This is a genomic window from Streptomyces sp. NBC_01166 (genome assembly GCF_045039765.1).
In the GTDB taxonomy this organism is placed as follows: domain Bacteria; phylum Actinomycetota; class Actinomycetes; order Streptomycetales; family Streptomycetaceae; genus Streptomyces.
The window spans coordinates 6,572,151-6,597,436 of the sequence record NZ_CP108613.1 but is presented as its reverse complement, the minus strand read 5'-3'; the positions used below and the strand labels follow the sequence as shown (position 1 = coordinate 6,597,436).

Genomic DNA, 25,286 nt, shown 5'->3' with positions numbered 1-25,286 from the left:
TATGCGGCAGGCTCGTTCCTTGCGGTGAGATCGGGTGGAGTGAGATGGTTCATAGCGATTGCGCACCCCCTCGCACGCCGCATACCGGACGGAGGAGCTGCCCGGCGGCCGGGCCCCTGTCCGGGCGACACCGAGGTGTACCGGGTTGACCGGCCCGGTGGGATCCGACGACGGAAACCGGCCGCACCGGTCGACGTACTAGGTACAGGACCGTCTTTCGGGGAGTATCGGGGCGAAAACCCCCCAGCACCCGGATCAGAAGTGGAAGAGTCCTATCTATGCAGGTCTGGCCGGGACACGCGTATCCGCTCGGCGCCACGTACGACGGCGCCGGAACCAACTTCGCGGTCTTCTCGGAGGCCGCCGACCGGATCGAGTTGTGCCTTCTGCACGACGACGGTTCAGAAACGGCGGTGGAACTCCGCGAGACCGACGCCTTCGTCCGTCACGCCTATCTGCCCGGGGTGATGCCGGGGCAGCGCTACGGCTTCCGGGTGCACGGACCGTACGAGCCGCAGCACGGGCAGCGCTGCAACTCGGCGAAACTGCTCCTCGATCCGTACGCGCGTGCGATCTCGGGGCAGATCCAGTGGGGCGAGGCGGTGTACGGCTACCCGTTCGGCAAGCCGGACGAGCGCAACGACCTCGACTCGGCGCCGCACATGATGAGCTCGGTCGTGGTCAATCCCTACTTCGACTGGGGTGACGACCGCCGCCCGCGCACCGACTACCACCGCACGGTGATCTACGAGGCCCATGTGAAGGGCCTGACGATGCTCCACCCGGGCCTGCCCGAGGAGCTCCGCGGCACCTACGCGGGGCTCGCACACCCCGAGATCATCGCCCATCTGACGGAGCTGGGCGTCACCGCGATCGAGCTGATGCCGGTGCACCAGTTCGTCCAGGACCACCGTCTCGCCGACGCCGGCCTGGCCAACTACTGGGGTTACAACACCATCGGCTTCTTCGCTCCGCACAACGCGTACGCCTCCTGGGGCGACCGCGGTGAACAGGTGCTGGAGTTCAAGCAGGCGGTGAAGGCCCTGCACCAGGCGGGCATCGAGGTGATCCTCGACGTGGTCTACAACCACACCGCCGAGGGCAACCATCTCGGCCCGACGCTCTCCTTCCGGGGTCTCGACAACGCCTCGTACTACCGCCTGGCGGACGACCAGAAGTACTACATGGACACCACCGGCACCGGGAACTCCCTGCTGATGCGGTCCCCGCACGTCCTCCAGCTGATCATGGACTCCCTGCGGTACTGGGTGACCGAGATGCACGTGGACGGCTTCCGCTTCGACCTGGCCGCGACACTCGCACGCCAGTTCCACGAGGTGGACCGGCTGTCCTCCTTCTTCGACCTGGTGCAGCAGGATCCCGTGGTGAGCCAGGTCAAGCTGATCGCCGAGCCCTGGGACGTGGGCGAGGGCGGCTACCAGGTGGGGAACTTCCCGCCGCTGTGGACCGAGTGGAACGGCAAGTACCGGGACACGGTGCGGGATCTCTGGCGGGGTGAGCCCCGGACCCTCGCGGAGTTCGCCGGGCGTCTGACGGGCTCCTCGGACCTCTACCAGGACGACGGAAGACGCCCGCTGGCCTCGATCAACTTCACCACCTGCCACGACGGTTTCACGCTGCACGACCTGGTCTCGTACAACGAGAAGCGCAACGACGCCAACGGCGAGGGCAACCGGGACGGCGAGAGCCACAACCGCTCGTGGAACTGCGGGGCGGAGGGGGAGACCGAGGACAAGGAGGTCCTGGAGCTGCGCAGCCGTCAGATGCGCAACTTCATCGCCACGCTGATGCTCTCCCAGGGCGTGCCCATGCTGAGTCACGGCGACGAGTTCGCGCGGACGCAGCGGGGCAACAACAACGGCTACTGCCAGGACAACGAGCTCTCCTGGGTCCACTGGCCCGATCCGGCCGCCGCCTCGCACGCGGAGGACGGCGACGAGGAGGGTGGCTCCACGGACACGAGCCTGCTGGAGTTCACCCGGTCCATGGTCTGGCTCCGCCGCGACCATCCGGTCTTCCGGCGCAGACGCTTCTTCCACGGCCGTCCGGTGGAGGGCACGCACGACGAGCTGTCCGACATCGCGTGGTTCACCCCCAGGGGTGAGGAGATGACCCAGCGGGACTGGCAGGCCGCGCACGCCAAGGCCATGACCGTCTTCCTGAACGGCCACGCGATCTCCGAGCCGGGGCCGCGCGGTGAGCGGATCTCCGACGACTCGTTCCTGCTCATGTTCAACGCGGGTGCCGAGACGCTGGAGTTCGCCGTTCCGATGAACCACGGCAAGCAGTGGCAGGTCGTCGTGGACACGGCAATCCCGGACGGCGTACCACCGGGCGCGGGACCCAAGGTCTCGGCGGGCGAGCGGGTGACGCTCGTCGGGCGGAGCCTGACGGTGCTCAAGCGCCCGGCATAGGCCGTTGGGGTGACCGGACCGACCGGGCGGGGCCGCCCGGTCGGTCCGGGTGGCGCAGAAGGTGGGAGAGAGGCCTCCGGCTGGGTACGTACGAGTCCATGACGCCCACCGCCACGTACCGGCTGCAGCTCCAACCGGACTTCCCGTTCGCCGCCGCCGCGGACGCCGTGCCGTATATCGCCGAGCTCGGCGTCTCTCATCTGCATCTGTCCCCCGTCCTGGAGGCCGTGCCCGGCTCGGGGCACGGTTACGACGTCGTCGACCACCACACGGTGCGGGCCGAGTTCGGGGGCGAGGAGGGGCTCCGGGAGCTGGCGGTCACGGCACGCGCCCACGGCCTCGGGCTGATCCTCGACATCGTGCCGAACCACATGGCCGCCGCACCCCGGCACAACCTGCCGCTCTGGGAGGTGCTGCGCGAGGGCCCGGAGTCCCCGTACGCCCGCTGGTTCGACATCGACTGGGCGGCGGGCGGCGGGAAGGTGCTGCTGCCCGTGCTGGCGGGGCGGTTCGGCGAGGAGCGCGGCAGCATCGAGCCGGGCACCCGCGCCGACGGCACGCCGGTGCTCCGCTACGGCGACCTGGAGTTCCCCCTGCGTGAGGGTACGGCGGACCTCCCGCCGGACGAGCTGTTGGCCGCCCAGCACTACCGGCTCGCCTGGTGGCGGCTGGCCAGGACGGAGCTGAACTACCGGCGCTTCTTCACGATCTCCGATCTGATCGGTGTCCGGGTGGAGCACCCCGAGGTCTTCGCCGCCACCCACGCCAAGATCCTCGAACTGGTCCGCGACGGGGTCGTGGACGGGCTGCGCATCGACCACCCCGACGGGCTGGCCGACCCCGCCGCCTATCTCGGGCGGCTCGGCGACGCCACCGGCGGGCGGTGGACGGTGGTGGAGAAGATCCTCACCGGTCCGGAGGCCCTGCCGGCCGGCTGGGCCGTCGCGGGGACGACCGGCTACGACGCGCTGCACCGGATCGACGGCGTGTTCACCGATCCGATGGGCGCGGCCGACCTGCTGGGCCGCTACCGGGACTTCGCGGGCCCTACCGGGGACCGCGGCGGCTACTGGACCGCTACCGTCCGCCGCGCGGCCTACCGCGTGGTCACCCATGAGCTGGCCGCCGAGACGGAGTGGCTGACCCGCCTCGCCGTCGAGGCGTGCGCCGGGGACGCCGCACTGCGCGACCACGCGCCGTGGGCGCTCCACACGGCGGTGCGCGAGCTGCTGGTGCGGGTGCCCGTCTACCGGCCGTACGTGACCGCGGGGGGCCCGCTCACGGAGATCGCCGAGTCGACGCTCCCGGCCGAGGCGGTGCGGGACGCCAGGGCGGTGTTCTCGGTCGCCCAGGAGGCGGACGCCGTCGACGTGGTGCGGGATCTGGCGCTGGGCCGGCTCGGCGACGGGCCGGAGCACGTGGCGTTCTGTGCCCGGTTCGCACAGACCGCGTCGGCGCTGCACGCCAAGTCGGTGGAGGACACGGCGTTCTACCGCTACGTCCCGCTGATCTCGGCGACCGAGGTGGGCGGCGACCCGGGCCGGCCGGCGGTGAGCCCGGAGGAGTTCCACGCCTTCTGTGCGCGGATCGCGCGGGACTGGCCGGCCACCGGCACGGTGCTGACCACCCACGACACCAAACGCAGCGGGGACGTGCGGGCACGGATCGCGGTCCTCTCCGAGTGCCCCGAGCGGTGGTCCGCGCTGGTCGCGCGGCTGGCCGGGGCGGCCTCCGTGCCGGCCCCGGACCCTCAGCTGGCCTGGCAGGCCTGGCAGTCGGCGTACGGCTGCGCGGGCCTTCCCGCCGGGGAGATGGCGGGCAGGCTGGAGCCCGCGCTGCTGAAGTCCGTGCGCGAGGCGGGGCTGTTCACCAGCTGGACGGAGCCGGATCCCGCGTACGAGCGCGCGGTGACCGACTTCGTGGCGGCCGGCCCGGGCAGCGACGCGGGCGAGGCCCGGTCGATGATGACCGGCTTCGCGGACCCGCTCGCCCCCTTCGTGCGGGCCAATGTGCTGGGTGCCGCGCTGGTGCATCTGACGATGCCCGGGGTGCCCGATCTGTATCAGGGCACGGAGCGGGAGTACATCGCGCTGGTCGACCCGGACAACCGTAGGCCGTTCAGCAGGCCCTCCGGGGGCGAGGACGAGAAGGCGGCGCTGACCACGGCCGCGCTGCGGCTGCGCCGGGAGCGCCCGGAGCTCTTCGGCGAGTCGGGCACCTACGCGCCGCTGACGGCGCGGGGCACGGCGGCAGCGCACTGTCTGGCGTTCTGCCGGTCCGGCGAGGTGGTCACGGCGGTGACCCGGCTGTCGCTCCGGCTCGACGAGGAGGGTGGCTGGCGCGACACCGAACTGGCGCTGCCCGACGAGGGACCCTGGAGCGATCTCCTGTCCGCCGGGCGGGAGTTCACGGGACCGGTGGTCCCGGTCGCGGAACTCTTCGCGGACCGGCCGGTGGCACTGCTGGTGAGGGCGGGGCGCTGAGCGGGGGGCTCGCTCAGGGAGGGGGCACGGGCAGCGACGCGCAGAGCCGGAAGGTCATCCGGCCGAAGCTCACCTGGTCGCCGTCGCGCACCACGACCGAGCCGACGACCCGCTGGCCGTTGACGCAGGTGCCGTTCGTCGAGCCCAGGTCGCGCAGGATCCACCGGCTGCCGTGCGCGGTCAGTTCGGCGTGCAGCCGCGACACCGTCTCGTGGCTGAGCCGCAGTCCGTTGCCCGGGTCGCGGCCGATGCGCAGCGGGTGCGGTCCGGGCACGGGCAGCAGGAGTCTGGGCAGCCGCTCGGACTGCCACGCCCTGCGCACCCGGGCCGGAAAGGCGGAGACCTCGCCCACCGCGCGGAACAGGCCGCGGGACCAGCGCCCGCCCGCCTCCAGGTCCGAGGTGAGCGCTTTCAGCTCCTCGGAGCGCCGGGCGGTCAGGGCGAGTTCCATGCGTCGCAGGAACGTGTCGTGGGAGAGCTTGCCCTGTGCGGCGCCGTCTCTGAGCACACCGAGTACACGGTCGCGCTCGGCGTCCGAGAGCCGCGCGGGATACGTGTAGTGCTCGAAGGAGGACGTCACAGCACCGATTGTCGGGCCGACAGGCCCGAGGTGTCCAGACGATGCCCGTTTCCGGCCACTCCGACCTGCGCCGCAGTGGGTAAATGCCGCTCGCCGGGGGCCCGGGGCTTGTTATTCTCGCGCGCTGCCGCCGTCGTGGGCGGCACTCGCGTCGAGGAGACTCTGTGACCCCTGCACCATCGGAACTGACCATCCGTCCGCTCACCGGAGCGGACGAACTCGGTCTCTTCCTCCGGCTTCCCTACGTGCTCGACCATGAGCTCGCCGACGACCTCGCCTCGGGCCGTCGCCGCCCCGAGTGGATGTGGGTGGCCCTGCGCGGCGGCCAAGTTGTGGGGCGGATCGCCTGGTGGACGGGCCAGGACGGCGGCAGCCCTCAGCTCCTGGACTTCTTCGACCTGGACGACACCCTGCCGGAGCCGGAGCGCGGGACGGTCGGGCTCGAACTGGTCGAGAAGGCGACCGCGGCGGTCGTTCCCGCCGGGTCCGCCCGGCCCGAGTACGGTCGCTACGTCCCGCCGGACTGGCGCGAGGACCCCGCCGCCCGCGATGTCGTCGAGGCGCGGATACGGGTCATGGAGGCGAGCGGCGCCCGGATGCTGGTCGAGCGGCTGCGTCTGGAGTGGCGGGCGGGCACACCGGTGCCCGAGGACACCGGCCGGCTGGTGTTCCGCGAGGTCACCGGACGCGAGGACCTCGTCGCGCTGATGACCCCGGTGATGGAAGGCACCCTGGACGCCCACGGCCAGGCGGACCTGGCCTCCGGCCTGAGTGCCCGCGAGGCGGCGGAGAAGCAGTACGACGAGGAGTTCGCCGGTCTCAGGACGCCTCAGGAGTGGTGGCGCATCGCGGAGTTGCCGGACGGCGAGCCGGTGGGCTTCGTCATTCCGGCGCGCAACAACTACCACCCGATGATCAGCTACATCGGGGTGCTGCCGGCACACCGGGGCCACGGCTACATCGACGACATCCTGGCCGAGGGGACCCGGGTGCTCGCCGCGCAGGAGGACGTGGAACGGATCAGGGCGGCGACCGACCTCGGCAACGTCCCGATGGCGAGGTCCTTCGAGCGCCTGGGGTACGTCAACTTCGAGCGGGCCTTCGACATGGTGTGGGACCAGCCGTAAACCGGTGGACGTGGGGTGCCGGAGGCCGTAACGTCGGCGCCCGGCACCCGCTGGGGCGCCTGCCCCGGACGAGGAAGGAGGCGAGACACGTGCGTGACACAGGCACCACCCGTAGCACCACGTTCACGCGCTCCCGTCCCGTCCGCAGGGCGGTGTCGGACTCGGTCTGACCGGGGGCGCCGAGTCCCGGAGGACATCACCATGACCGTTCCGGTCATCCGTTCGCTCACCCCGAGCGACGCACATCTCTTCCATGCCCTGCAGGGCCCCTCCCTCGTCGGCCGTGCCGCGTTCGGCCACCGCTACGCCACCGTGGACGAGGGCGGCGAGTACCTGCCCGAGTGGACCTGGGTGGCCCTGCGCGACGGTGTCGTCGTCGCCAGGGCGGCCTGGTGGGGCGGGCCCGAGGACACCGAGCCCGTGCTGCTCAACTACTTCGACTTCGCCGAGGGCGAGGACGCCGCGGGCACCGAACTGCTGCGCCGTGCCCCGTGGTCCGTCGAGTACGAGCTGATCGTGCCGCCCCGCTGGCGGGACGTGCCCGCGGTCCGGGCGGCGGCGTCGGCGCGGATCGCGGCGGCCGAGGCTGCCGGCATTCGCGCGGGCCGGTCACCGCATCACGCAGGAGCGTGTCCACCTGGTGTGAGCGCCGTCCCCTGCGAGCCCCCGGTGCGCTGGGCGCTGATCACGTCGCGGTACCAGGCGTACGACTCCTTGGGCGTGCGGCGCAGCGTCTCGTAGTCGATGTGGACCAGGCCGAACCGCTTGCTGGCGCCCTCGGTCCATTCGACGTTGTCGGTGAGCGACCAGGTGAAGTAGCCGCGCACGTCGACGCCCGCGTCGATGGCCGTACGCAGCGCCTCCAGGTGACCTTCCAGGAAGGCGATGCGGCGGCCGTCGGCGACGGGCTCGTCGACGGCGCAGCCGTTCTCCGTGATGTAGACGGGCGGCAGCCGGTCGCCGAAGCGGTCCCTCAGCTGACCGAGGGTCTCGGAGAGCCCTTCGGGGACGACCGGCCAGCCGAAGTCGGTGGTGTCGTAGCCCTCGATCTCCCTGATGCCGAAGGGGAGTCCCTCGGGCATGGTGTAGCCGGAGAACGAGCCGAGCGCTCCGGGGCGTGGGGCGCCGACGAGCGTCGGGTTGTAGTAGTTGACGCCGTACCAGTCGAGGGGCGCCGAGATGACCTTGAGGTCGTCCTCGACCGGCCCCGGCATCAGCGCGGCGAAACCCTCGTCGGGGTAGCGGCCGGTGAGGACCGGGTCGGCGAACAGCCAGTTGGTCAGGGTGTCGTAGAGCTCCGCGCCCATGCGGTCCTCGTCCGAATCCCCCGCCGTCCAGACGGGTGAGTGGGAGAGCGCGATGCCGATGTTGCCGGCGCCGGCGGCGCGCAGCGCCCGTACGGCCAGTCCGTGCGCGAGCAGTTGGTGGTGGGCGGCCGGCAGGGCGTCGAAGAGGAGCGTGCGGCCGGGGGCGTGCTCGCCGAGCGCGTAGCCGAGCATGGTGACCTCGGCCGGTTCGTTGATGGTGATCCACATGGGGACCCGGTCGGCCAGACGTTCGGCGACGATGCCCGCGTACTCGGCGAAGCGGTAGGCGGTGTCCCGGTTGAGCCAGCCGCCCGCCTCCTCCAGCGGGAGCGGCGTGTCCCAGTGGTAGAGCGTCGGGGCCGGGGTGATGCCGTGGGCGCAGAGTTCGTCGACGAGCCGGTCGTAGAAGTCCAGCCCGGCCGGGTTGAGCGCGCCGCTGCCGCCGGGTACGACACGGGGCCAGCTGATGGAGAAGCGGAAGACGTCCGCCCCGAGTCCGGCGAGCAGGGCGACGTCCTCGCGGTAGTGCTCGTGGAAGCCGGTGCCCCGGGTGGTGTCGGTGCCGTCCTTGATCCGGCCGGGCTGGGCGGCGAAGGCGTCCCAGCCGGAGGGCCCCTTGCCGTCGGCGTCGAAGGCCCCTTCCGTCTGGAAGGCTGAGGCGGAGGCACCCCAGAGGAAGCCGGGTGGGAAGGTCGGCACGGTCATCTCGGCCTCCAGCAGCCGTAAGAGGGACCCGGAGCCTTTCGTTCGGATCATGCCGGGCTCGCGTGCCCGGCACCACACCCTGATCCAGCCTGATCCGAACGAGAGATCCTGGTACTACTGCCCGGGCCAGCCGCGAATGAGCAGAACCCGGTAGGGCAATGATCAGGACCAGACCCTAATCGCCAGTTACGGGCTCGTTCCAGTGTCCTGGGGCCGTGCGTGCGAATTCCGTCGATCGTGGGGCCTCCGACGAGGCATCAGGTTCATGGACGAGGAGTGCTGAATGCAGTTCGAGGTGTGGGCCCCCGAGGCCGGTTCCGCCGCGCTGTGCGTGGCGGGCGGCCGCCGGCCGATGGAGCGGGATCCGCTGCGTGCGGGCTGGTGGACCGCGGAGGCCGAGGCGGCGGACGGGGACCGTTACGGGTTCTCGCTCGACGACGGCCCCGTGCTGCCCGATCCGCGCTCCCGCCGCCAGCCGGACGGGCCCGACGGCGAGAGCGCGGTCGTCGACCACGGCGCCCACGCCTGGCGCACCGTCTGGGCGGGGCGCGGGATGCCGGGCGCCGTCCTCTACGAGCTGCACATCGGCACGTTCACCGAGGCGGGCACCTTCGACGCCGCGGCGGAGCGGCTCGGGAGCCTCGTGGACCTCGGCATCACCCATGTGGAGCTGATGCCCGTCTGTCCGTTCCCCGGCACGCACGGGTGGGGGTACGAAGGGGTGTCCCTCTGGGCGGTGCACGAACCCTACGGCGGCCCGGCAGGGCTGAAGCGCTTCGTCGACACGGCGCACGGTCTGGGCCTCGCGGTCGTCCTGGACGTGGTCCACAACCACCTGGGCCCCTCGGGCAACTACCTGCCGGCCTTCGGTCCGTACTTCACGGACACGCACCACACCCCCTGGGGTTCGGCCGTCAATCTCGACGCCCCCGGCTCGGACGAGGTGCGCGCCTATCTGCTGGGCAGTGCGCTCGCCTGGCTGCGGGACTACCGCCTGGACGGCCTGCGCCTGGACGCCGTCCACGCGCTGGCCGACGGGAGGGCGCTCACCTTCCTGGAGGAGCTCTCCACGGCCGTCGACGCCCTCGCCTCGGAGCTCGGCAGACCGCTCGGGCTGATCGCGGAGTCCGATCTCTGCGACCCGCGGACGACCGCTCCGCGCACGGAGGGCGGCATCGGGCTGCACGCCCAGTGGAACGACGACTTCCACCACGCCCTGCACACCGCGCTCACCGGCGAGTCCCAGGGCTACTACGCCGACTTCGCGGTCACCCCGCTGGCGGCCCTCGCCAAGACCGTGACCAGGGCGTTCTTCCACAACGGTACGTACTCCAGTTTCCGGGGCCGCACGCACGGCCGCCCGGTCGACATCACGCGGACGCCTGCCCACCGCTTCGTGGGCTACGCCCAGACCCATGACCAGATCGGCAACCGTGCCCTCGGTGACCGGCTCGCCGCCGGGCTCTCCCCCGGGCTCCAGGCGTGCGCCGCGGCGCTCGTGCTCACCGGGCCGTTCACCCCGATGCTCTTCATGGGCGAGGAGTGGGGTGCCCGCACCCCGTGGCAGTTCTTCACCGACCACACCGACCCGGAGCTGGCCCGCGCCGTACGCGACGGCAGGCGGCGGGAGTTCGCGGCCCACGGCTGGGCCGAGGAGGACATCCCCGATCCGCAGGACCCGGACACCCGGGCCCGCTCCTGCCTCGACTGGAGCGAACCGGAGCGCGAGCCCCACGCCCGGCTGCTCGCCTGGTACCGCGAGCTGATCGCGCTGCGCCGCGCCCTGCCGGACCTCTCCGATCCGGATCTGGCGTCGCTGCGGACGGCGTACGACGAGGAGGCCCGCTGGATCGCCTACCGGCGGGGCGATCTGCGGATCGCGGTCAACCTGTCCGGGAAGCCCGCCGCCATCCCGCTGGGGGCCGGCCGCCACCGTGCGCCCGGGGGCAGGGTGCTGGCCGCCTGGGAGCCGGCCGAGGCCCCGGGCGGCGACGGAGTGCTGCACCTGCCGCCGGAGTCGTGCGTGGTGCTGGCCGACGGCTGAGGCCGCACCCCTCCGGGGGCGGCCGTCAGATGTTTCCCCGGTCCCACGCGTGCAGCATGCCGTCGAAGGAACGGACCAGGGCGAGCAGCGCGGCGCCCGACCGCGGGTCCAGGAACGCCTCCTGCAGATGCAGCTGGTTTCCGTGCGCCTTGAATTCCAGGGGCACCCGGCCGCCCTCGCGCCAGATGATGCGGCCCGGTCCGCGGGGAAGGTCGCCGCCTCCGCCGAACACGGCCGCCAGGAGGAGGAACGGCAGCAGGGGCGAGAACAGCCACCACACGCACCACCAGACGATCCGGCCCTTGTGTCCCACCGCGTCGGGGGCACCGGGCCGGCTCACCGTCCACCGGGTGCGCAGCCCCCTCCTGAACGCCTTCTCACGTACGACGGTGCACAGGAGTTCGCCCTGCGCGCCGAGTACCTGATGGACCGAGACCCCCTTCTGGCAGGAGACCGTCACCACGGTGGCGGCCCGTGCCCCGCGGTACTCGTCCGTCCACAGGACGAACGAGCGCGCGCCGCTGCCCCGGGCCGCGAGATAGGCGGGCACGCCGCCCGGCGGCAGCTCCCGTTCCACGTGGCCCACGGTCCAGGACGGCCCCGGCTTGACGAAGAGGTCGATCCTGCGGGCGACCGGCTCGGGAGCGACGCCCTGCGGTCGCCTCGGGTGACTCATCGTCAGCATGCCGGTCATCCGGCGCCCCCCTCGTACGGTCCTCGCCGGTTCGAGGACCGTACGGATCCTACGACCGTAAGGGTGCTTGCGCCTCCGGTGACGGGCAACTCGCATGTCGTGCAAGGGGCTTCACTCTCACGACGCCGTGCGACCGGGCAGGACGGCTCAGACGACCACGACCCGGCGCCCGCGCGAGTGACCGGCCTGGCTGTCGATGTGCGCCGCCGCGGCCTCGGCGAGCGTGTAGGACCTCTCGACCGGGATGTGGAGCTTCCCCAGCGAGATGAGGCGGGCGGCCTCGGCGAGCGCGTCCGGCACGCTCCCGGCCACGCCGGAGAACCGGACACCGAGTCCCGGCGCCTCGAGGTCGGCGATGGAGATCACCTTCCGCGGGTCCCCGGTCAGCCCGACGAGCTCGCGGATCACGCCCGAGCCGGCCAGATCGAGTGCCGCGTCGACACGGCCGAGCCGCCGCACCCGCTCGGCCCAGCCGTCACCGTATGTCGTGGCGAGGGCGCCCAGGCTCCGCAGATAGTCCTGGTTGGCGGCCCCGGCGGTGCCGATCACCGCGATACCGCGGTCGCGGGCGATCTGCAGCACCGCCGACCCGACTCCCCCGGACGCACCACTGACCAGCAGCGTCTCTCCGGGCCGCACGCCGACCTCGCGGATGATGCGCAGCGCGGTCTCGACCACGGAGGGGTACCCGGCGGCTTCCTCGAACGTCAGCCCCTCGGGCATACGGGCCCAGGCCGTCAGGACGGCGAACTCGGCGTAGGTGCTGGAGCCTTCGCCGAACACGTGGTCGCCGGTCTCGACCCCTTCGACGCCTTCACCGACCTCGTCCACCACCCCGGCGGCGTCCAGCCCGACCCCGGTGGGCAGTTCGATCGGATGGGCCTTCAGCATCTGGCCCTCACGGACCCGCCAGTCGACGGGATTGACACCCGCCGCCCGCACGGCGACGCGTATCCGGCCGGGTCCCGCATGGGGCTCCTCGGCATCGATGAGGCGCAGGACGTCCGGGCCGCCGAACTCGGCGAAGCTCACTTTCTTCATGCGGTGGACCGTAGCACTAACGGTTAGTGTTTTGAAACGGTTACGGTTTCCTAGCTGATAGCGTGCGGGCATGACCGCCCCGCCCGGACGCCGTGAGCGCAAGAAAGCCGCGACCCGCCAGAAGATCGCCGACGCCGCCCTGCGGCTCTTCCTGGAACGCGGTTACGACGCGGTGGGCATCCGTGACGTGGCCGCCGAGGCCGACGTGGCCGTCACCACGCTCTTCTCCCACTTCGCCTCGAAAGAGGCCCTGGTCTTCGAGCAGGACGAGGACTTCGAGCAACGCCTCACGCGGGCGGTCACCGGCCGGGCTCCGCACGAGCCGCTCATCCCCGCGCTGCGGCGCGAGATCCAGGCCATGGTGCGGCACTGCACGGCGCGCAACAGCGCGCCGATCTGGCGCATGATCGACGGATCGCCCGCCCTGCGGAAGTACGAGGAGTCGATGAGGCTGCGCCACGCGGAGACGCTGGCGACGGCCATCGCCGCCGATCCCGGGTTGTCGCGGAGCACGACGGAGAGCCGGGCGATCGCGCGGTTCGTGGTCGACGCCCATGCGCTGGCCCGTGAGGCGGCCGATCCGGATGGAGCGGTGGACGAGATCTTCCGGATGATCGAGGCGGCCTGGGAGGTCACGCGCCCCGCTCGGCCCGCGTGAGCGAGGGCGTTCCGCCCGGACCGGGCCGGGGCCGCGGGCCCGGCCCCGGCAACAGGGACCGCTACTCAACGACCGCCAGCTCGCGCGCGGTGGTGTTCAGCCGCCTGCCCCCGCTCTCCGTGACCGTGACGATGTCCTCGATGCGGACGCCGAAGCGGCCCGGGAGGTAGATGCCCGGCTCGACGGAGAAGCACATCCCGGGGACCAGCGGCTGTTCCTCGCCCTCGATCATGTAGGGCGGTTCATGGGTGGTGACGCCGATGCCGTGGCCGGTGCGGTGGATGAAGCGTTCGCCGTAGCCGAACTCCGTGATGACGGCACGGGCCGCCCGGTCGATCTCCTGGCAGGCGACCCCGGGCCGGACCGCACGGCAGCCGGCCTCCTGCGCCTCCCGTACGACGTCGTGGACCCGCTGTTCCTCGGCGGTGGGTTCGCCGACATGGACCGTGCGGGAGGTGTCGGAGCCGTAGCCGTGCATCAGTCCGCCGAAGTCCAGGACGACCATGTCGCCCCCCTCGATGGTGCGGTCGCCCGCCTCGTGGTGCGGGTTGGCGCCGTTCGGGCCGGAGCCGACCACGGTGAAGTCGACCTGGGAGTGGCCGTGTTCCATGAGAAGGGCGGCCAGATCGGCGGCCACGTCGCTCTCCCGCCGGCCGGAGAAGCGGACCTTCAGGATCTGCTCGTACGTCGCGTCGGCGGCGGCCCCCGCGGCGGCGAGCCGTTCCAGCTCTGCCGCGTCCTTGACCGCCCGCAGCATCGGCAGGGCCTCGGTGAGCGAGGCGTAGGAGGAGTCGGGGAGGAGCTTGCGCAGGGCCAGCAGATGGAGCGCCCAGGCGTTGTCGCTGATCCCGAACCGGCCCTTGGCGTGCAGCAGTCCGGCGGTCAGGGTGTAGGGGTTCGCCGCGTCGGTCCACTCCCTCAGGGCGAGGGCGGGGGAACCCGGCGCACGTTCCGCGTCGGCCGCCTCCAGGGCCGGTACGACGAGGACGGGTTCGTGGCCCGCCCGCAGGACGAGCAGGGTGAGGCGCTCGGTGTCCGCGGTCGGCCGGTAGCCGGTGAGGTGGACCATGTCGGGGCCGGGCGCGACGAGCACGCCGGCCAGGCCCGCCGCGTCGGCCGTCTCGGCGGCGCGGGTCATCCGGGCCCGGTAGTCGTCGGCGGTGAAGGGCACGGGCTGCTCGGTGCTGGACATGAGGACCTCCTGGCGGGGCGACGCGGCACACAGCATCCTGCCCGGCCGCCGGTGCGGACGCGAGCAGGATTCCGGGTGTGCCGCGCCCGCCTCCACGAAGCCGTACTCCGGCGGTTCAGGCGCAGCTCGGACGGTCCGTGCGGATGCGCATGCCTCAGCGGAACGCGGCGACGTTACGGGCGGCCCAGTCGGCGAAGGGACGCGGAGCGCGGCCGAGGATCCGCTGGACGTCCGGACTGACGCGCAGCTCGGCCGGGTTCGGGGAGCCGAGGATGTCCAGAGTGTCGTCGGCGAGCTCCGCCGGCATGCTCCGGGTCATGGCGGTCCTGGCCTCGTCGCGGGTGAGCTCGTGAAACCGCACGTGTGAGCCCAGCGCGGTGGCGATCGCCTCCGTCTGCCGGCGCGGAGTGATCACCTCCGGGCCGGTCAGCTCGTACACGCCGCCGGTGTGCCGGTCGTCCAGCAGGCAGGCCGCCGCGACCGCGGCGATGTCCGCCGGGTCGATGATCGGCACCCCGACGTCACCGAAGGGTGCGGCGACGACCTGTTGCGTGCGGACGGAGTCGGCCCACCACAGGGCGTTGGAGGCGAAGCCGCCCGGCCGCAGGATGACCCACTCCAGGCCGGATTCCCGCAGCATGTCCTCCAGTGCGCGCATCGCGATCCGCGTTCGGCCCGAGGGCCTGGTCACCACACCCAGGGTGGACAGCAGGACGACCCGGCGGACCCCGGCGGCCGCGGCTTCGCCGATGATGTCGGCAGGGTTGGCTCCGGTGGCGTGCAGGTCTCCGGACAGCAGCAGGAACAGTTCTTCCGCCCCGGCCAGGGTGGGCTTGAGGCCGGCCGGCTCGGCCAGGTCGGCCACCACGTGGCGGACGCCGTGCGGCACCGCTGCCGTGTGCCGCGACACCGCCGTCACCTGCCGGCCCGCCTCGGCCAGTGCCTGCGTCAACGGACGGCCGATGTTTCCGGTGGCCCCGGTCACTACGATCATGGTCAGCTCCTTGTCAGATGCCTTCTGTGGGCTTGACGCTAGGAGCGCGGACTAACTTTTGGTAAGGACGTACCTCAAGGTAAGTTCATGACATGGTGGAAGGTGTGCAGCGCAGACAGGCCGGGACGACCGAGCGGTATGACGTGTTTCACACGGACTGCGCGGCGCGCGACGTCGTCGACCATGTGACCAGCAGGTGGGGCGTCTGGGTGCTGATCTCTCTGCGGAGCAACAGCCTCCGGTTCTACGAGCTGCGCGAGAGCATCCAGGGCGTCAGCGAGAAGATGCTCGCCCAGACCCTGCGCGCACTGGTCCAGGACGGCCTGGTCTGGCGGGAGGTCGAGCCGACGACGCCGCCCCAGGTCACCTACGGTCTGACCGAGTTCGGCCGGGATGTCGGCGAGCCGCTGACGGAGCTGTTCGACCGGATCACCCGGCGGCTGCCGCCGCGCGACGCCGGATAGCGTGCAGCGAACCATGGCCGCGCGGGGCCGGGGCGGCACCACCACCGTGCCGCGCCCCGCTCAGCGAACCCGCACGACGAGGTCGGCCCGGTCGCGGTGGCGCTCGACCAGCCGGGCGTTGCGCTCGTCGGAGCCGGCGACCCAGCGCTCGGCGTGGGCGCGCGGCTTCCCGAAGCGCACGTGCCGGTCCACGAGCCTGCGCACCCGCAGCTCCGGATCGGCGTCGAGGAACCACACCTCGTCCAGCAGCCCGCGCACCGGCGCCCAGGGCCCTTCGTCCAGCAGCAGGTAGTTGCCCTCGGTCACGACGAGCGGGATGTCCACCGGGACGCGCACGGACCCGGCGACCGGCTCCTCCAGCGCCCGGTCGAAGGCGGGCGCGTACACCGGGTCCCGGCCCTCGGGGCCGCGCAGCCGCCGGAGCAGGGCGGCGTATCCGGCGGCGTCGAAGGTGTCGGGGGCGCCCTTGCGGTCGGCCCGGCCGAGACGTTCCAGCTCCGCCCCCGCCAGGTGGAAGCCGTCCATCGGAACGAGGACCGCACGGCCTTCGAGCCGTTCGACGATCCGGGCGGCCAGCGTGGACTTCCCGGCTCCGGGCGCACCCGCGATGCCGAGGATGCGGCGGTGGCCCCCGGAGGCGAGGCCCCGGGCGCGGTCCGCCAGTGCGGCGAGGTCGATCGTGTCCATGGCGGGCATTGTCCCCGCACGGGACGGGGGCGCGTTAGTGTTACGTATAACTCATACAGCCGTACGTCGAGGACGAGGTCCCCATGTCTTACATCGCCCTGGTCACGCTGGTCGTCCGCGACTACGACGAGGCCCTCGCCTTCTACACCGGCGCCCTCGGATTCGAGCCGGTGGAGGACACGGACCGGGGCGACGGCTCCCGCTGGGTCGTCGTGCGGCCGCGTGGCACCACGGGCACGGGGCTGCTGCTCGCGCGCGCCAAGGACGAGGCCCAGCTCGCGAGCGTCGGGGCGCAGACGGGCGGCCGGGTCGGTTTCTTCCTGCACACGGAGGACTTCGCACGTGATCACGAGCGGATGCGAGCCGCCGGGGTCCGCTTCCTGGAGGAGCCGAGGCACGAGACGTACGGCTCCGTCGCGGTGTTCGAGGACCTCTACGGCAACCGGTGGGACCTGCTGCAGCCGGCGTGAGGCGGCGGCCGGTGTCCTGCGGGCGACCGCAGCAAGGCTGCCGGTGCCGCTGCCCGCTCGTCCTCGGAAGTGTCGCCGTGGAAGCGGGCAGCCCCGCGGGGCGCTCAAAGGGACAACGGGCCGCTTTTCTCGGCGACTTCGGCCAGATCGCGGATCGAGTCGGTCTCACTGCTGGTGCGCCGGCACAGTGCCCAGCGGCCGAATGGGGCTTCGTTGACGGGTATGCAGGCGATGTCCGGCCAGGCGTAGTAACGCAGCGCGTGCCCAGGGCAGACCGCTTCCCCGCTGGCGACCATGGCGAGCAGCTGCATGCCGTCGGCCGCGGCAGGCCCCTTGGCGATCGGCCGTCCGCTGGGGGTGCGGGTGGGGACCAGCACCTCGCGCCAGTAGTCCGGGGAGGCGCCGGTCAGGACGACTTCGTCGGCGAGATCCTCGCAGGAGACGGAGGTACGGGTGGCCAGCCGGTGGGTGGAGGGCACGCACAGCACGACGGGCGCGGTGTAGACCACGGGGCCAACGCCGAGGTCCGGTTCCCGGCCCGGGACGTGGCCACCGGCTGCCCGCGACCTCCCCCAGACCAGCTCCCTCCATCCGCAGTCAGGGAAGGCCGAGCGCGGAGCCAGCTGCACGCGGGAGCACATTCGGCAACCGGACTAGCGCCCTTCCGGCATCCGGGCGGGGCAGCTGGTCCGCCTGGAGGCGTGGGCCCGCTGTGCGGTCGCGCGGCGGGCGCGCCTGGGATTGTCTGATCCACATGCCGAACGAAGAGAACAGCGGGGACAGCACAGGGCCGCGCGGGGGTGGGGGTGCCGGCCCGGTCCCGGAAGTGGAGCGTGATGCGCCGGACACGCCCACGAAGGTCGGTAAGGCGTCGTGGGGAGCGGTGCTGCTACGCACGCTCAAGGAGTTCAAGCGGGATGAGCTCACCGATCGGGCGGCGGCACTGACGTATTACGGAATCCTGGCGCTGTTCCCGGCTCTGCTGGTTCTTGTCTCCCTGCTCGGCATCGCGGGTGAGTCGAACACCCGGACCGTGCTGGACAACATTCAGAAGCTTGCTCCCGGGGCGGCGCGCGACGTCCTCAGGAACGCGGTGACCCAGTTGCAGTCCAGCAGCGGGACCGGGTTGGTCATGGCGATCGTGGGGCTGTTGGCCGCGCTGTGGTCCGCGTCCGGCTACGTGGCGGCGTTCATCCGGACCTCCAACGCCGTGTACGACGTGCCCGAGGGGCGGCCGGCCTGGAAGGTGCTCCCGGTCCGGGTCGGGTTGACCTTGGCGCTGATGGTGTTGGCCTGCGCGAGTGCGCTGATCGTCGTTCTTTCGGGCGACCTCGCGCGACGGCTCGGTACCGCACTGGGTATCGGTGACACGGCCATGACCGTTTGGTCGATCGCGAAATGGCCCGTCCTGGTGGTGCTGGTGACCATGCTGCTGGCGATGCTCTACTGGGCAGCGCCGAACGCCAAAGGGCGAGGCTTCAAGTTCGTGTCGCTGGGCAGCCTGCTGGCGCTGTTGATCTGGATGGTGGCGTCGGCGGCCTTCGCCTTCTACATCGCGAATTTCGGTTCGTACAACAAGACTTACGGTGCCTTGGCCGGCGTGATCATCTTTCTCGTCTGGCTGTGGATCACGAACCTGGCGGTTCTGCTCGGTCTCGAGTTCGATGCGGAGTCGGCGCGTGAGCGGGCCGTGATCGGTGGCCATCCACAACTGGAGGAGCCCTATGTCACGCCCCGGGACACCAGCAAGTGGACGGACCAGGATCGCAGAGGCATGGGGGACACCGGTCCCTCCGAGCCTCGCTCGCACTGACCGGACCGTGCCGGAGACTTCCTGCGGGTCTCCGCCGTCGGTTCACGCCGGTTGGGCTCGACCGCCTCGACCGCTAATGGTGTTGCACGTTCCTCTGCCGGGCCTCACGATTCAGAAGATCGGCGATGAGCGCACATCCGCCGAGGGCCGCGCCGAGGATGTGGAACGTGGGGCGGACCCTGTTGACCATCTGGGCGCCGGCCACCGCGACACAACACGGACTGCACCCGTTGATCGCGGGAAGAGTCCGGAGGAAGCCCCGGCGGTTTCGCCGAAACCTCGCGGAGCCGGGGCCCCGGTTCACAAGAAGGAGTGTCATGGTTCGCGCTGCCCTGTTCGATGTGGATGGAACGCTCGTGGACACCAACTACCTCCACGTCACGGCCTGGTGGGAGGCCTTTCGGCAAGCCGGGCACACGGTACCCATGACCGCGGTGCACCGAGCGATCGGCCTGGGCTCCGCTGATCTGATCAAGCATCTCCTCGGGGCTGACCGGGACGGCGGACGGGACGAGTGGATCAGCAGCACGCACTCAGCGCTGTACGCGACGTACTTCGAGCGGCTGGTCGCGGTGGACGGAGCGGCCGACCTGCTGCGGGCCCTGGCGGCCCGGGGGTGGAAGGTGGTTCTTGCCACCTCTGCGTCCGGTCCGGAGCTCAAGGCTCTGCGGCGCGTGCTGGACGCCGACGACGTCATCACCGATACAGCGAGTGCAGACGATGTGGACGAGGGGAAGCCGTCCCCCGCACCGGTCCGGCATGCGATGGAGCTTGCCGGTGGGACGAGCGGGGAGACGGTGTACGTGGGTGACTCGGTCTGGGACATGAAAGCCGCGACCGGCGCGTCCGTGACCGCTGTGGCACTCCTGTCGGGCGGTATCGCCCGGGAGGAACTGGTGGAGGCCGGGGCCGGTGAGGTGTACCGGAACCCGGCCGATCTCCTCGCGCATCTGGACAGCAGCGTCTTCGCCCGGGTCGGTCGCGTCGGCTGACCCCCCGCAGACCGTGCCGGCGGTGCGCCGGCCGGACCCCGCCCTTTCGTCGGCTTCTGCCGGGGACAGCACGGCTAGGCCGGCCCGGCCGCCGCGCGCAGTGCTTCAAGGACCGGCTTGATCAGGGGGTGCCCCTCGGCCCCCTGCCGTACGGCGGCGAAGACCCGACGGGTCGGGGCGGCGCCCTCCACGGGCCGTACGACGACCCGGCCGAGCTCCGTGCCGCGCAGCGCCGAGCGGGGCACGAGCGCCACCCCGGCACCCGCACCGGCGAGGGCCACAACGGCGTGGAAGTCGTCCGACGAGTGCTCCAACTGGGGCTCGAAGCCGGCGTACTCACAGGCCAGGACCACCACGTCGTGGCAGGGGTTGCCGGGGTACGGGCCGATCCACGCGTCCTTGGCGAGATCGGCGACGGCGATGTGGTCCTGGCCCGCGAGACGGTGGCCGACCGGCAGCACCGCGTCGAAGGGCTCGGAGTACAGCGGCACCCGGGTCAGCCGCCGGTCGTCGTCACCGGGCGCGCCCCGGTACTCGACGGCGACCGCCACATCGACCTGCCGGTCCAGCACCATCGGCACGCTGGCGTCGCCCTCGGCGTCCTGCACCCGGACCCGGATGCCCGGGGCCGTGCGGGTGAGCTCGGCGATCGCGGGGGCGAGGACGAGCCCGATCCCCGTGGCGAACGCGGCGACGGTGACCGTGCCCGCGACGCCCGCGCTGTAGTCGGCGAGCTCCGCCTCCGCCCGCTCCAGCTGGGCGAGGACCGCGTTGGCGTGGGTCAGCAGGATCTCCCCCGCCACGGTCAGCCGGGCCCCCCGCGCCCCGCGCTCGACCAGCCGGTGGCCGGTCTCCTGCTCCAGGGCGGCGAGCTGCTGGGAGACCGCGGAGGGGGTCAGATACAGCGCGGCGGCCGCGGCCGTCACCGTGCGGTGGTCCGCCACCGCACGGAGGATGCGCAGCCGCCGTGCATCGATCATGCGCCCATGATCCCAGATCGTGAGACGGTTCTACGCCTCCAGGGCGGCCCGGGCATCGACGAACGCGTCCACGGCGCGGTTGACGTCCTCGGTGGAGTGGGCGGCGGAGAGCTGGACGCGGATGCGCGCGGCCCCCTGCGGGACGACCGGGTACGAGAACCCGATCACGTACACACCGCGCTCGAGGAGCAGCTCCGCCATCCGGCCTGCCTTCGCCGCGTCCCCGATCATGACGGGGGCGATGGCGTGGTCGCCGGGCAGGATGTCGAAGCCCTCCTCGGTCATCCGGGAGCGGAAGAGCGCGGTGTTGGCGTTCAGCCGCTCGCGCAGGTCGCCCGCGGACTCCAGCAGGTCGATGACCTTGAGAGAGGCGGCGGCGATGACCGGGGCGAGCGAGTTGGAGAAGAGGTAGGGGCGCGAGCGCTGGCGCAGCAGCGCGACGATCTCGGCGCGCGCCGCGACGTAACCGCCGGACGCGCCGCCGAGCGCCTTGCCGAGCGTGCCGGTGATGATGTCGACGCGGTCCATGACCCCGTGCAGCTCGGGGGTGCCCCGGCCGCCGGGGCCGACGAAGCCCACGGCGTGCGAGTCGTCGACCATGACCATGGCGTCGTAGCGGTCGGCGAGGTCGCAGATCTCGGCCAGCGGGGCGACGTACCCGTCCATGGAGAAGACGCCGTCGGTGACGACGAGCCGACGGCGGGCCCCGGAGGCCTCCTTGAGCTGCTGCTCCAGGTCGGCCATGTCGCGGTTGGCGTAGCGGTAGCGCTTCGCCTTGGAGAGTCGGATGCCGTCGATGATCGAGGCGTGGTTGAGGGCGTCGGAGATCACCGCGTCCTCGGGGCCGAGGAGGGTCTCGAAGACTCCGCCGTTGGCGTCGAAGCAGGAGGAGTAGAGGATCGTGTCCTCCTGGCCGAGGAAGGCCGAGAGCCGCTGCTCCAGCTCCTTGTGCACCTCCTGGGTGCCGCAGATGAAGCGGACGGACGCGAGCCCGTAGCCCCAGCGGTCGAGCGCCTCGTGGGCTGCGGCGACGACCTCGGGGTGGTCGGCGAGGCCCAGGTAGTTGTTGGCGCAGAAGTTGAGGACCTCACCGGCGCGGCCTCCGGAGGTGACGGCGACGGTGGCGGACTGCGGGGTGCCGATGACGCGCTCGGGCTTCTGCAGTCCGGCGTCGCGGATCTCGTCGAGGGTGGTGCGCAGGTCATCGCGTACGGAGTCGAACATCAGGCGTGTCTCCCAGGTGGATACGGGTGCGTACGAGGAGTGTCAGGCGGCCCAGTCGAGCAGGACCTTGCCGCCGAGACCGCTCGCGGCGTCGTCGAAGGCGGCTTCGAAGTCGCGGTAGCCGTACCGGCCGGTGATGACGGGGGCGAGGTCGAGCCCGCCCTCCAGGAGTACGGACATGGCGTACCAGGTCTCGTACATCTCGCGGCCGTAGATGCCCTTGATGGTGAGCATCGAGGTGACGACGCGGGACCAGTCGACGGGGAACTCGGCGGACGGCAGTCCGAGCATCGCGATCCGGCCGCCGTGCGTCATGTTCGCGATCATGTCCCGCATGGCCTCGGGGCGTCCGGACATCTCCAGGCCGATGTCGAAGCCCTCACGCAGTCCGAGGGTGCGCTGGCCGTCGGCGATGGTGGCGCCGCCGACGTTCAGGGCGAGGTCCACCCCGACCTTCCTGGCCAGGTCGAGCCGCGCCTCGCTCACGTCGGTGATGACGACGTTGCGGGCGCCCGCGTGGCGGGCGACGGCGGCGGCCATGATGCCGATCGGGCCGGCGCCGGTGATCAGCACGTCCTCGCCGACCAGGGGGAAGGACAGGGCCGTGTGCACGGCGTTGCCGAACGGGTCGAAGATCGCGGCGACATCGAGGTCGACCTTGTCCCGGTGCACCCAGACGTTCGACGCGGGCAGCGCCAGGTATTCGGCGAACGCCCCGTCGCGGCCGACCCCGAGCCCGAGGGTGGAGCGGCACAGGTGCCGGCGCCCGGCGAGACAGTTGCGGCACTTCCCGCAGACCAGGTGGCCCTCGCCGCTGACCAGGTCGCCGATCTTGATGTCGACGACGTCCGAGCCGATCCCGGCGACCTCGCCGACGAACTCGTGGCCCAGGACGAGAGGGGTGCGCACGGCCTGCTGCGCCCAGCCGTCGTAGTCGCGGATGTGCAGGTCGGTGCCGCAGATCCCGGTGCGCAGCACCTTGATGAGCACGTCCCCGGGGCCGGTCTCCGGCTCCGGCACGTCCATCAGCCACAGTCCGGGCTCGGCCTTGTGCTTCACGAGTGCCTTCACAGCTGCGGCTCCCTGTACCTAGTACCTGGTGAACACTCCGGGCAGGGGCATGCCGAAGGCGGCCTGCGGGCCCGGAGTGGCTGGGGGTGACGGAGCAGGTGAGCGCGTCATCCGCCGCTCGCTGCCGTCACAGAGACCTTGCCGCACGCCGGACCGCAGGTCCATCGAGGATTTCTTAAGCGCCGCCGCAGCTTCGCTTCACGCCTCTCGCCTCACACCTTCGAGTACAGCCCCAGCCAGCGGGCCTTCCCGCCCTCGATCCGGTACAGGAAGATCCCCGCCTCGCTCCGCACCTGACGGCTGCCGTGGAAGGTCACGCGCCGGCTGATGCCCTGGTGGTCCAGCAGGAACAGCCGCTGGACCACTCCGCTCCGCTTCGCGTCCGTCGCACTGGTCGCCCCGGCGGCGCGGGCGATCAGGCCGACCGCGTCGTACGCCTCGGCGGACCAGCGGCCGGGCGGGGCGTCGAACCGGGCACGGTGGGCCGCGGTGAACGCCTTGGCGGCTGGGGCCGCCAAGGGGTCGGTCCAGGCCTCGGAGAAGACCCACCCCTCTCCGGCGTCCCCGGCGTCCCGGAGGAAGGCCGGAGCCAGGACGGGCCCCGTGGACAGCCGGGTCCCGGTGAATCCGGCGTCGGCCAGGGCCCTGGCGCAGAGGGCGCCCCGGGTGGGTGACCCGCCCGCGTAGACGACCGCGTCCGCCCGGGCGGAGACGGCCGCCCGCGCGGCGGGGCCGAAGCCGCCGTCCGACTTCACGGGGTGCACGGTGAGCGTGGCTCCGGTGGGAGCGGCGTCGCGGAACGAGTTCGTGATCAGCCAGCTGCTCGCCGGATCGGCGCCGTCCTCGACGAGATGGATCCGCTCGGCCGGTCTGACGTTCACCACGTAATGGATCAGGCCGGCGGGAAGCACGCCGTCGGGCGGCCGGATCACGCACAGGGTGCCCTGGGTGCCCGCCCCGGCCGAGGACCGGGCCGCGACGACGACCGCGGCGAGGCCGCTCCTGCCGTACCGGGTGACGACGGCCTCGGGCGTGCTGTCGGTGCTCGGGCCGACGACGGCCAGCACCTCCGGGCGCTCGGACAGCCGGTCGGCGACCCGTAGGGCGCCTTCGGCGGTTCCCGTGTCGTCCTCGGTGCGCAGGGCCAGCCTGAACGCCGCCTCGGCGCGCGCGTTGTGCGCCGCCACGGCGAGCTGGGCGCCCCGCTGGTGGGCCAGGCCGACGGCTCTGCCGGGTCCGCTCATGTCGGCGTGCAGGCCGATGGTGTACGTCGGACGGTCGCTCGGCGGGCCGCCGGACGGGTCTCCGCGCCGGCCCGTCAGCCACGCGGCGGTGCCACCGCCGGTCAGCAGGACCGCCCCGGCGGCTCCGGCCATGAGCACGCGGCGCCTGGAGGGGTTCCCGGGAGGCGCCGGGTCCGGCCCGGTGGGGAGGGGTTCGGGGTCGGGCAGGGCGAGTGCCGCGGAGGAGCGTTCGGCGATCAGTGCGGAGAGTCCGGGCACCGACCACCGGTCCGCCGCCCCTCCCCCGGGAGTGAGCAGCTCCGCTGCCTGCGCGGCGGTGGGGCGGTCCGCCGGATCCTTGGCCAGGAAGGCGCTGACCGTGTCCAGCAGCTCGGCCGGCAGGCCGTCCAGGTCCGGGTCCTCGTGAACGGTGCGGAAGAGTACGCCCGCTGCCGGCCCCTGGCCGAAGGGGCCGTGCCCGGCCGACGCGTACGTGAGGACGCAGCCGAGCGCGAAGACGTCCCCGGCGGGTCCCGACTCCCCCGCGGACGCCTGCTCGGGGGCCAGATAGCCGGGCGTGCCGATCACCGCACCGGTCGCGGTGAGGGCGGTGGCACCGTCGTGGCGGGCGATGCCGAAGTCGATGAGCCGTGGTCCGTCGAGCGCCAGGAGCACATTGCCCGGCTTGACGTCGCGGTGGACCAGGCCGGCGTCGTGCACCGCCGCGAGGGCCACCGCCAGCCGGGCACCGAGCGCCCGCACGGTGCCGGCCGGCAACGGCCCCTGCGCGCCGACCGCTTCGGCGAGCGAGGGGCCCGGTACGAAGGCGGTGGCCAGCCAGGGCTCGCGGGCCTCGGTGTCCGCGCCGGTCACGGGGACCACCCACGGTCCGGAGACCCGCCGTGCCGCCTCGGCCTCGCGCCGGAAGCGGGCGCGGAATCCCGCGTCGGCGGCGTGTTCGGCGCGGATCACCTTCACGGCGGCCAGGCCGCCGCCGGGCGAGCGCGCCAGGTACACCACGCCCATGCCGCCCGCCCCGAGCCGGGCCAGCGTGCGGTGCCCGCCGACGGTCCGGGGGTCCTCGGACGTGAGCGGCCGCACG

Annotated in this window: 21 protein-coding genes and 1 pseudogene; 10 read left to right on the top strand and 12 right to left on the bottom strand. The window is 72.1% G+C overall.

Going from position 1 to position 25,286, the window contains the following annotated elements; translation table 11 throughout:
* Positions 1 to 278: 278 nt before the first annotated feature.
* Together glgX and treY are read left to right on the top strand one after the other, a co-directional pair.
* Positions 279 to 2,435 (top strand): glycogen debranching protein GlgX, encoded by a 2,157-nt coding sequence (gene glgX, locus OG379_RS30170; protein WP_401628650.1) that lies wholly within the window; start codon positions 279 to 281, stop codon positions 2,433 to 2,435.
* Positions 2,436 to 2,533: 98 nt separating this feature from the next.
* Positions 2,534 to 4,918, top strand: coding sequence for a malto-oligosyltrehalose synthase (gene treY, locus OG379_RS30165; RefSeq protein WP_405666124.1), 2,385 nt, complete (start codon positions 2,534 to 2,536; stop codon positions 4,916 to 4,918).
* 13 nt (positions 4,919 to 4,931) lie between these two features.
* Here treY and OG379_RS30160 read toward each other — a convergent pair whose 3' ends face one another.
* The gene (locus tag OG379_RS30160) at positions 4,932 to 5,498 is read right to left on the bottom strand and encodes an FHA domain-containing protein (RefSeq protein ID WP_405666122.1); all 567 of its coding nucleotides are present in this window, start codon (positions 5,496 to 5,498) and stop codon (positions 4,932 to 4,934) included.
* 164 nt (positions 5,499 to 5,662) lie between these two features.
* Here OG379_RS30160 and OG379_RS30155 point away from each other — a divergent pair, with 164 nt between their 5' ends.
* Both OG379_RS30155 and OG379_RS30150 read left to right on the top strand, forming a co-directional pair.
* Entirely contained in the window at positions 5,663 to 6,625 is a 963-nt protein-coding gene (locus OG379_RS30155) for a GNAT family N-acetyltransferase (RefSeq protein ID WP_405666121.1), read from the top strand.
* A gap of 201 nt (positions 6,626 to 6,826) precedes the next feature.
* A pseudogene (locus OG379_RS30150) lies at positions 6,827 to 7,225 on the top strand (GNAT family N-acetyltransferase); the annotation flags it as partial.
* Positions 7,226 to 7,242: 17 nt separating this feature from the next.
* On the opposite strand, the gene OG379_RS30145 reads toward OG379_RS30150, so the two are convergent.
* Entirely contained in the window at positions 7,243 to 8,637 is a 1,395-nt protein-coding gene (locus OG379_RS30145) for a GH1 family beta-glucosidase (RefSeq protein WP_405668704.1), read from the bottom strand.
* Between the two features lie 283 nt (positions 8,638 to 8,920).
* Here OG379_RS30145 and treZ point away from each other — a divergent pair, with 283 nt between their 5' ends.
* Positions 8,921 to 10,681, top strand: coding sequence for a malto-oligosyltrehalose trehalohydrolase (gene treZ, locus OG379_RS30140; RefSeq protein WP_405666120.1), 1,761 nt, complete (start codon positions 8,921 to 8,923; stop codon positions 10,679 to 10,681).
* A 25-nt stretch (positions 10,682 to 10,706) separates the two neighbouring features.
* On the opposite strand, the gene OG379_RS30135 is transcribed toward treZ, so the two are convergent.
* Both OG379_RS30135 and OG379_RS30130 read right to left on the bottom strand, forming a co-directional pair.
* Positions 10,707 to 11,375 carry a hypothetical protein gene (locus OG379_RS30135; protein WP_405666118.1) on the bottom strand — a complete coding sequence of 223 codons (669 nt, stop codon included), beginning with the start codon at positions 11,373 to 11,375 and terminating at the stop codon, positions 10,707 to 10,709.
* Positions 11,376 to 11,522: 147 nt separating this feature from the next.
* Positions 11,523 to 12,416 carry an NADP-dependent oxidoreductase gene (locus tag OG379_RS30130; protein ID WP_405666116.1) on the bottom strand — a complete coding sequence of 298 codons (894 nt, stop codon included), beginning with the start codon at positions 12,414 to 12,416 and terminating at the stop codon, positions 11,523 to 11,525.
* 70 nt (positions 12,417 to 12,486) lie between these two features.
* On the opposite strand from OG379_RS30130, the gene OG379_RS30125 reads away from it, so the two are divergent.
* A complete protein-coding gene (locus OG379_RS30125) occupies positions 12,487 to 13,074 on the top strand; it encodes a TetR/AcrR family transcriptional regulator (RefSeq protein ID WP_405666114.1) in 588 nt (195 codons plus the stop codon).
* Between the two features lie 61 nt (positions 13,075 to 13,135).
* Here OG379_RS30125 and OG379_RS30120 read toward each other — a convergent pair whose 3' ends face one another.
* Positions 13,136 to 14,266: a M24 family metallopeptidase gene (locus tag OG379_RS30120; RefSeq protein WP_405666113.1), complete on the bottom strand. Its 1,131-nt coding sequence runs from the start codon at positions 14,264 to 14,266 to the stop codon at positions 13,136 to 13,138.
* 154 nt (positions 14,267 to 14,420) lie between these two features.
* On the bottom strand, positions 14,421 to 15,260 hold the full coding sequence (locus OG379_RS30115) for an SDR family oxidoreductase (protein WP_405666111.1): 840 nt from the start codon (positions 15,258 to 15,260) through the stop codon (positions 14,421 to 14,423).
* A 92-nt stretch (positions 15,261 to 15,352) separates the two neighbouring features.
* Between OG379_RS30115 and OG379_RS30110 the strand changes: the two genes are divergently transcribed.
* Positions 15,353 to 15,724 carry a winged helix-turn-helix transcriptional regulator gene (locus OG379_RS30110; RefSeq protein ID WP_405666110.1) on the top strand — a complete coding sequence of 124 codons (372 nt, stop codon included), beginning with the start codon at positions 15,353 to 15,355 and terminating at the stop codon, positions 15,722 to 15,724.
* A gap of 60 nt (positions 15,725 to 15,784) precedes the next feature.
* On the opposite strand, the gene OG379_RS30105 is transcribed toward OG379_RS30110, so the two are convergent.
* Positions 15,785 to 16,411 carry a nucleoside/nucleotide kinase family protein gene (locus tag OG379_RS30105; RefSeq protein WP_405666109.1) on the bottom strand — a complete coding sequence of 209 codons (627 nt, stop codon included), beginning with the start codon at positions 16,409 to 16,411 and terminating at the stop codon, positions 15,785 to 15,787.
* Between the two features lie 83 nt (positions 16,412 to 16,494).
* Between OG379_RS30105 and OG379_RS30100 the strand changes: the two genes are divergently transcribed.
* Complete coding sequence (locus OG379_RS30100) at positions 16,495 to 16,881, top strand: VOC family protein (RefSeq protein ID WP_405666108.1); 387 nt, start codon at positions 16,495 to 16,497, stop codon at positions 16,879 to 16,881.
* A 104-nt stretch (positions 16,882 to 16,985) separates the two neighbouring features.
* Here the strand turns inward: OG379_RS30100 and OG379_RS30095 are convergent, their stop codons facing one another.
* Complete coding sequence (locus tag OG379_RS30095; RefSeq protein WP_405666107.1) at positions 16,986 to 17,522, bottom strand: LysR substrate-binding domain-containing protein; 537 nt, start codon at positions 17,520 to 17,522, stop codon at positions 16,986 to 16,988.
* A gap of 113 nt (positions 17,523 to 17,635) precedes the next feature.
* Between OG379_RS30095 and OG379_RS30090 the strand changes: the two genes are divergently transcribed.
* Positions 17,636 to 18,694 (top strand): YihY/virulence factor BrkB family protein, encoded by a 1,059-nt coding sequence (locus tag OG379_RS30090; RefSeq protein ID WP_405666106.1) that lies wholly within the window; start codon positions 17,636 to 17,638, stop codon positions 18,692 to 18,694.
* Positions 18,695 to 19,011: 317 nt separating this feature from the next.
* A complete protein-coding gene (locus OG379_RS30085; protein ID WP_405666105.1) occupies positions 19,012 to 19,686 on the top strand; it encodes an HAD family hydrolase in 675 nt (224 codons plus the stop codon).
* A gap of 74 nt (positions 19,687 to 19,760) precedes the next feature.
* On the opposite strand, the gene OG379_RS30080 is transcribed toward OG379_RS30085, so the two are convergent.
* From OG379_RS30080 to OG379_RS30065, 4 genes are all read right to left on the bottom strand, one after another.
* Complete coding sequence (locus tag OG379_RS30080) at positions 19,761 to 20,666, bottom strand: LysR family transcriptional regulator (RefSeq protein ID WP_393764123.1); 906 nt, start codon at positions 20,664 to 20,666, stop codon at positions 19,761 to 19,763.
* A gap of 30 nt (positions 20,667 to 20,696) precedes the next feature.
* On the bottom strand, positions 20,697 to 21,890 hold the full coding sequence (locus OG379_RS30075; RefSeq protein ID WP_393764125.1) for a glycine C-acetyltransferase: 1,194 nt from the start codon (positions 21,888 to 21,890) through the stop codon (positions 20,697 to 20,699).
* 42 nt (positions 21,891 to 21,932) lie between these two features.
* A complete protein-coding gene (gene tdh, locus OG379_RS30070) occupies positions 21,933 to 22,961 on the bottom strand; it encodes an L-threonine 3-dehydrogenase (protein WP_393764127.1) in 1,029 nt (342 codons plus the stop codon).
* Positions 22,962 to 23,173: 212 nt separating this feature from the next.
* Positions 23,174 to 25,285, bottom strand: coding sequence for a bifunctional serine/threonine-protein kinase/ABC transporter substrate-binding protein (locus OG379_RS30065; RefSeq protein WP_405666104.1), 2,112 nt, complete (start codon positions 25,283 to 25,285; stop codon positions 23,174 to 23,176).
* Position 25,286: the final 1 nt, after the last annotated feature.

Bases quoted from the DNA above. Each gene is read 5' to 3' on its own strand.
- OG379_RS30075 (WP_393764125.1), bottom strand. From the start codon at position 21,890: ATGTTCGACTCCGTACGCGATGACCTGCGCACCACCCTCGACGAGATC.
- OG379_RS30090 (WP_405666106.1), top strand. From the start codon at position 17,636: ATGCCGAACGAAGAGAACAGCGGGGACAGCACAGGGCCGCGCGGGGGT.
- OG379_RS30125 (WP_405666114.1), top strand. From the start codon at position 12,487: ATGACCGCCCCGCCCGGACGCCGTGAGCGCAAGAAAGCCGCGACCCGC.
- OG379_RS30095 (WP_405666107.1), bottom strand. From the start codon at position 17,522: ATGTGCTCCCGCGTGCAGCTGGCTCCGCGCTCGGCCTTCCCTGACTGC.
- OG379_RS30105 (WP_405666109.1), bottom strand. From the start codon at position 16,411: ATGGACACGATCGACCTCGCCGCACTGGCGGACCGCGCCCGGGGCCTC.
- treY (WP_405666124.1), top strand. From the start codon at position 2,534: ATGACGCCCACCGCCACGTACCGGCTGCAGCTCCAACCGGACTTCCCG.
- OG379_RS30100 (WP_405666108.1), top strand. From the start codon at position 16,495: ATGTCTTACATCGCCCTGGTCACGCTGGTCGTCCGCGACTACGACGAG.
- OG379_RS30130 (WP_405666116.1), bottom strand. From the start codon at position 12,416: ATGAAGAAAGTGAGCTTCGCCGAGTTCGGCGGCCCGGACGTCCTGCGC.
- treZ (WP_405666120.1), top strand. From the start codon at position 8,921: ATGCAGTTCGAGGTGTGGGCCCCCGAGGCCGGTTCCGCCGCGCTGTGC.
- glgX (WP_401628650.1), top strand. From the start codon at position 279: ATGCAGGTCTGGCCGGGACACGCGTATCCGCTCGGCGCCACGTACGAC.
- OG379_RS30085 (WP_405666105.1), top strand. From the start codon at position 19,012: ATGGTTCGCGCTGCCCTGTTCGATGTGGATGGAACGCTCGTGGACACC.
- OG379_RS30110 (WP_405666110.1), top strand. From the start codon at position 15,353: ATGGTGGAAGGTGTGCAGCGCAGACAGGCCGGGACGACCGAGCGGTAT.
- OG379_RS30120 (WP_405666113.1), bottom strand. From the start codon at position 14,266: ATGTCCAGCACCGAGCAGCCCGTGCCCTTCACCGCCGACGACTACCGG.
- OG379_RS30145 (WP_405668704.1), bottom strand. From the start codon at position 8,637: ATGACCGTGCCGACCTTCCCACCCGGCTTCCTCTGGGGTGCCTCCGCC.
- OG379_RS30080 (WP_393764123.1), bottom strand. From the start codon at position 20,666: ATGATCGATGCACGGCGGCTGCGCATCCTCCGTGCGGTGGCGGACCAC.
- OG379_RS30115 (WP_405666111.1), bottom strand. From the start codon at position 15,260: ATGATCGTAGTGACCGGGGCCACCGGAAACATCGGCCGTCCGTTGACG.
- OG379_RS30135 (WP_405666118.1), bottom strand. From the start codon at position 11,375: ATGACCGGCATGCTGACGATGAGTCACCCGAGGCGACCGCAGGGCGTC.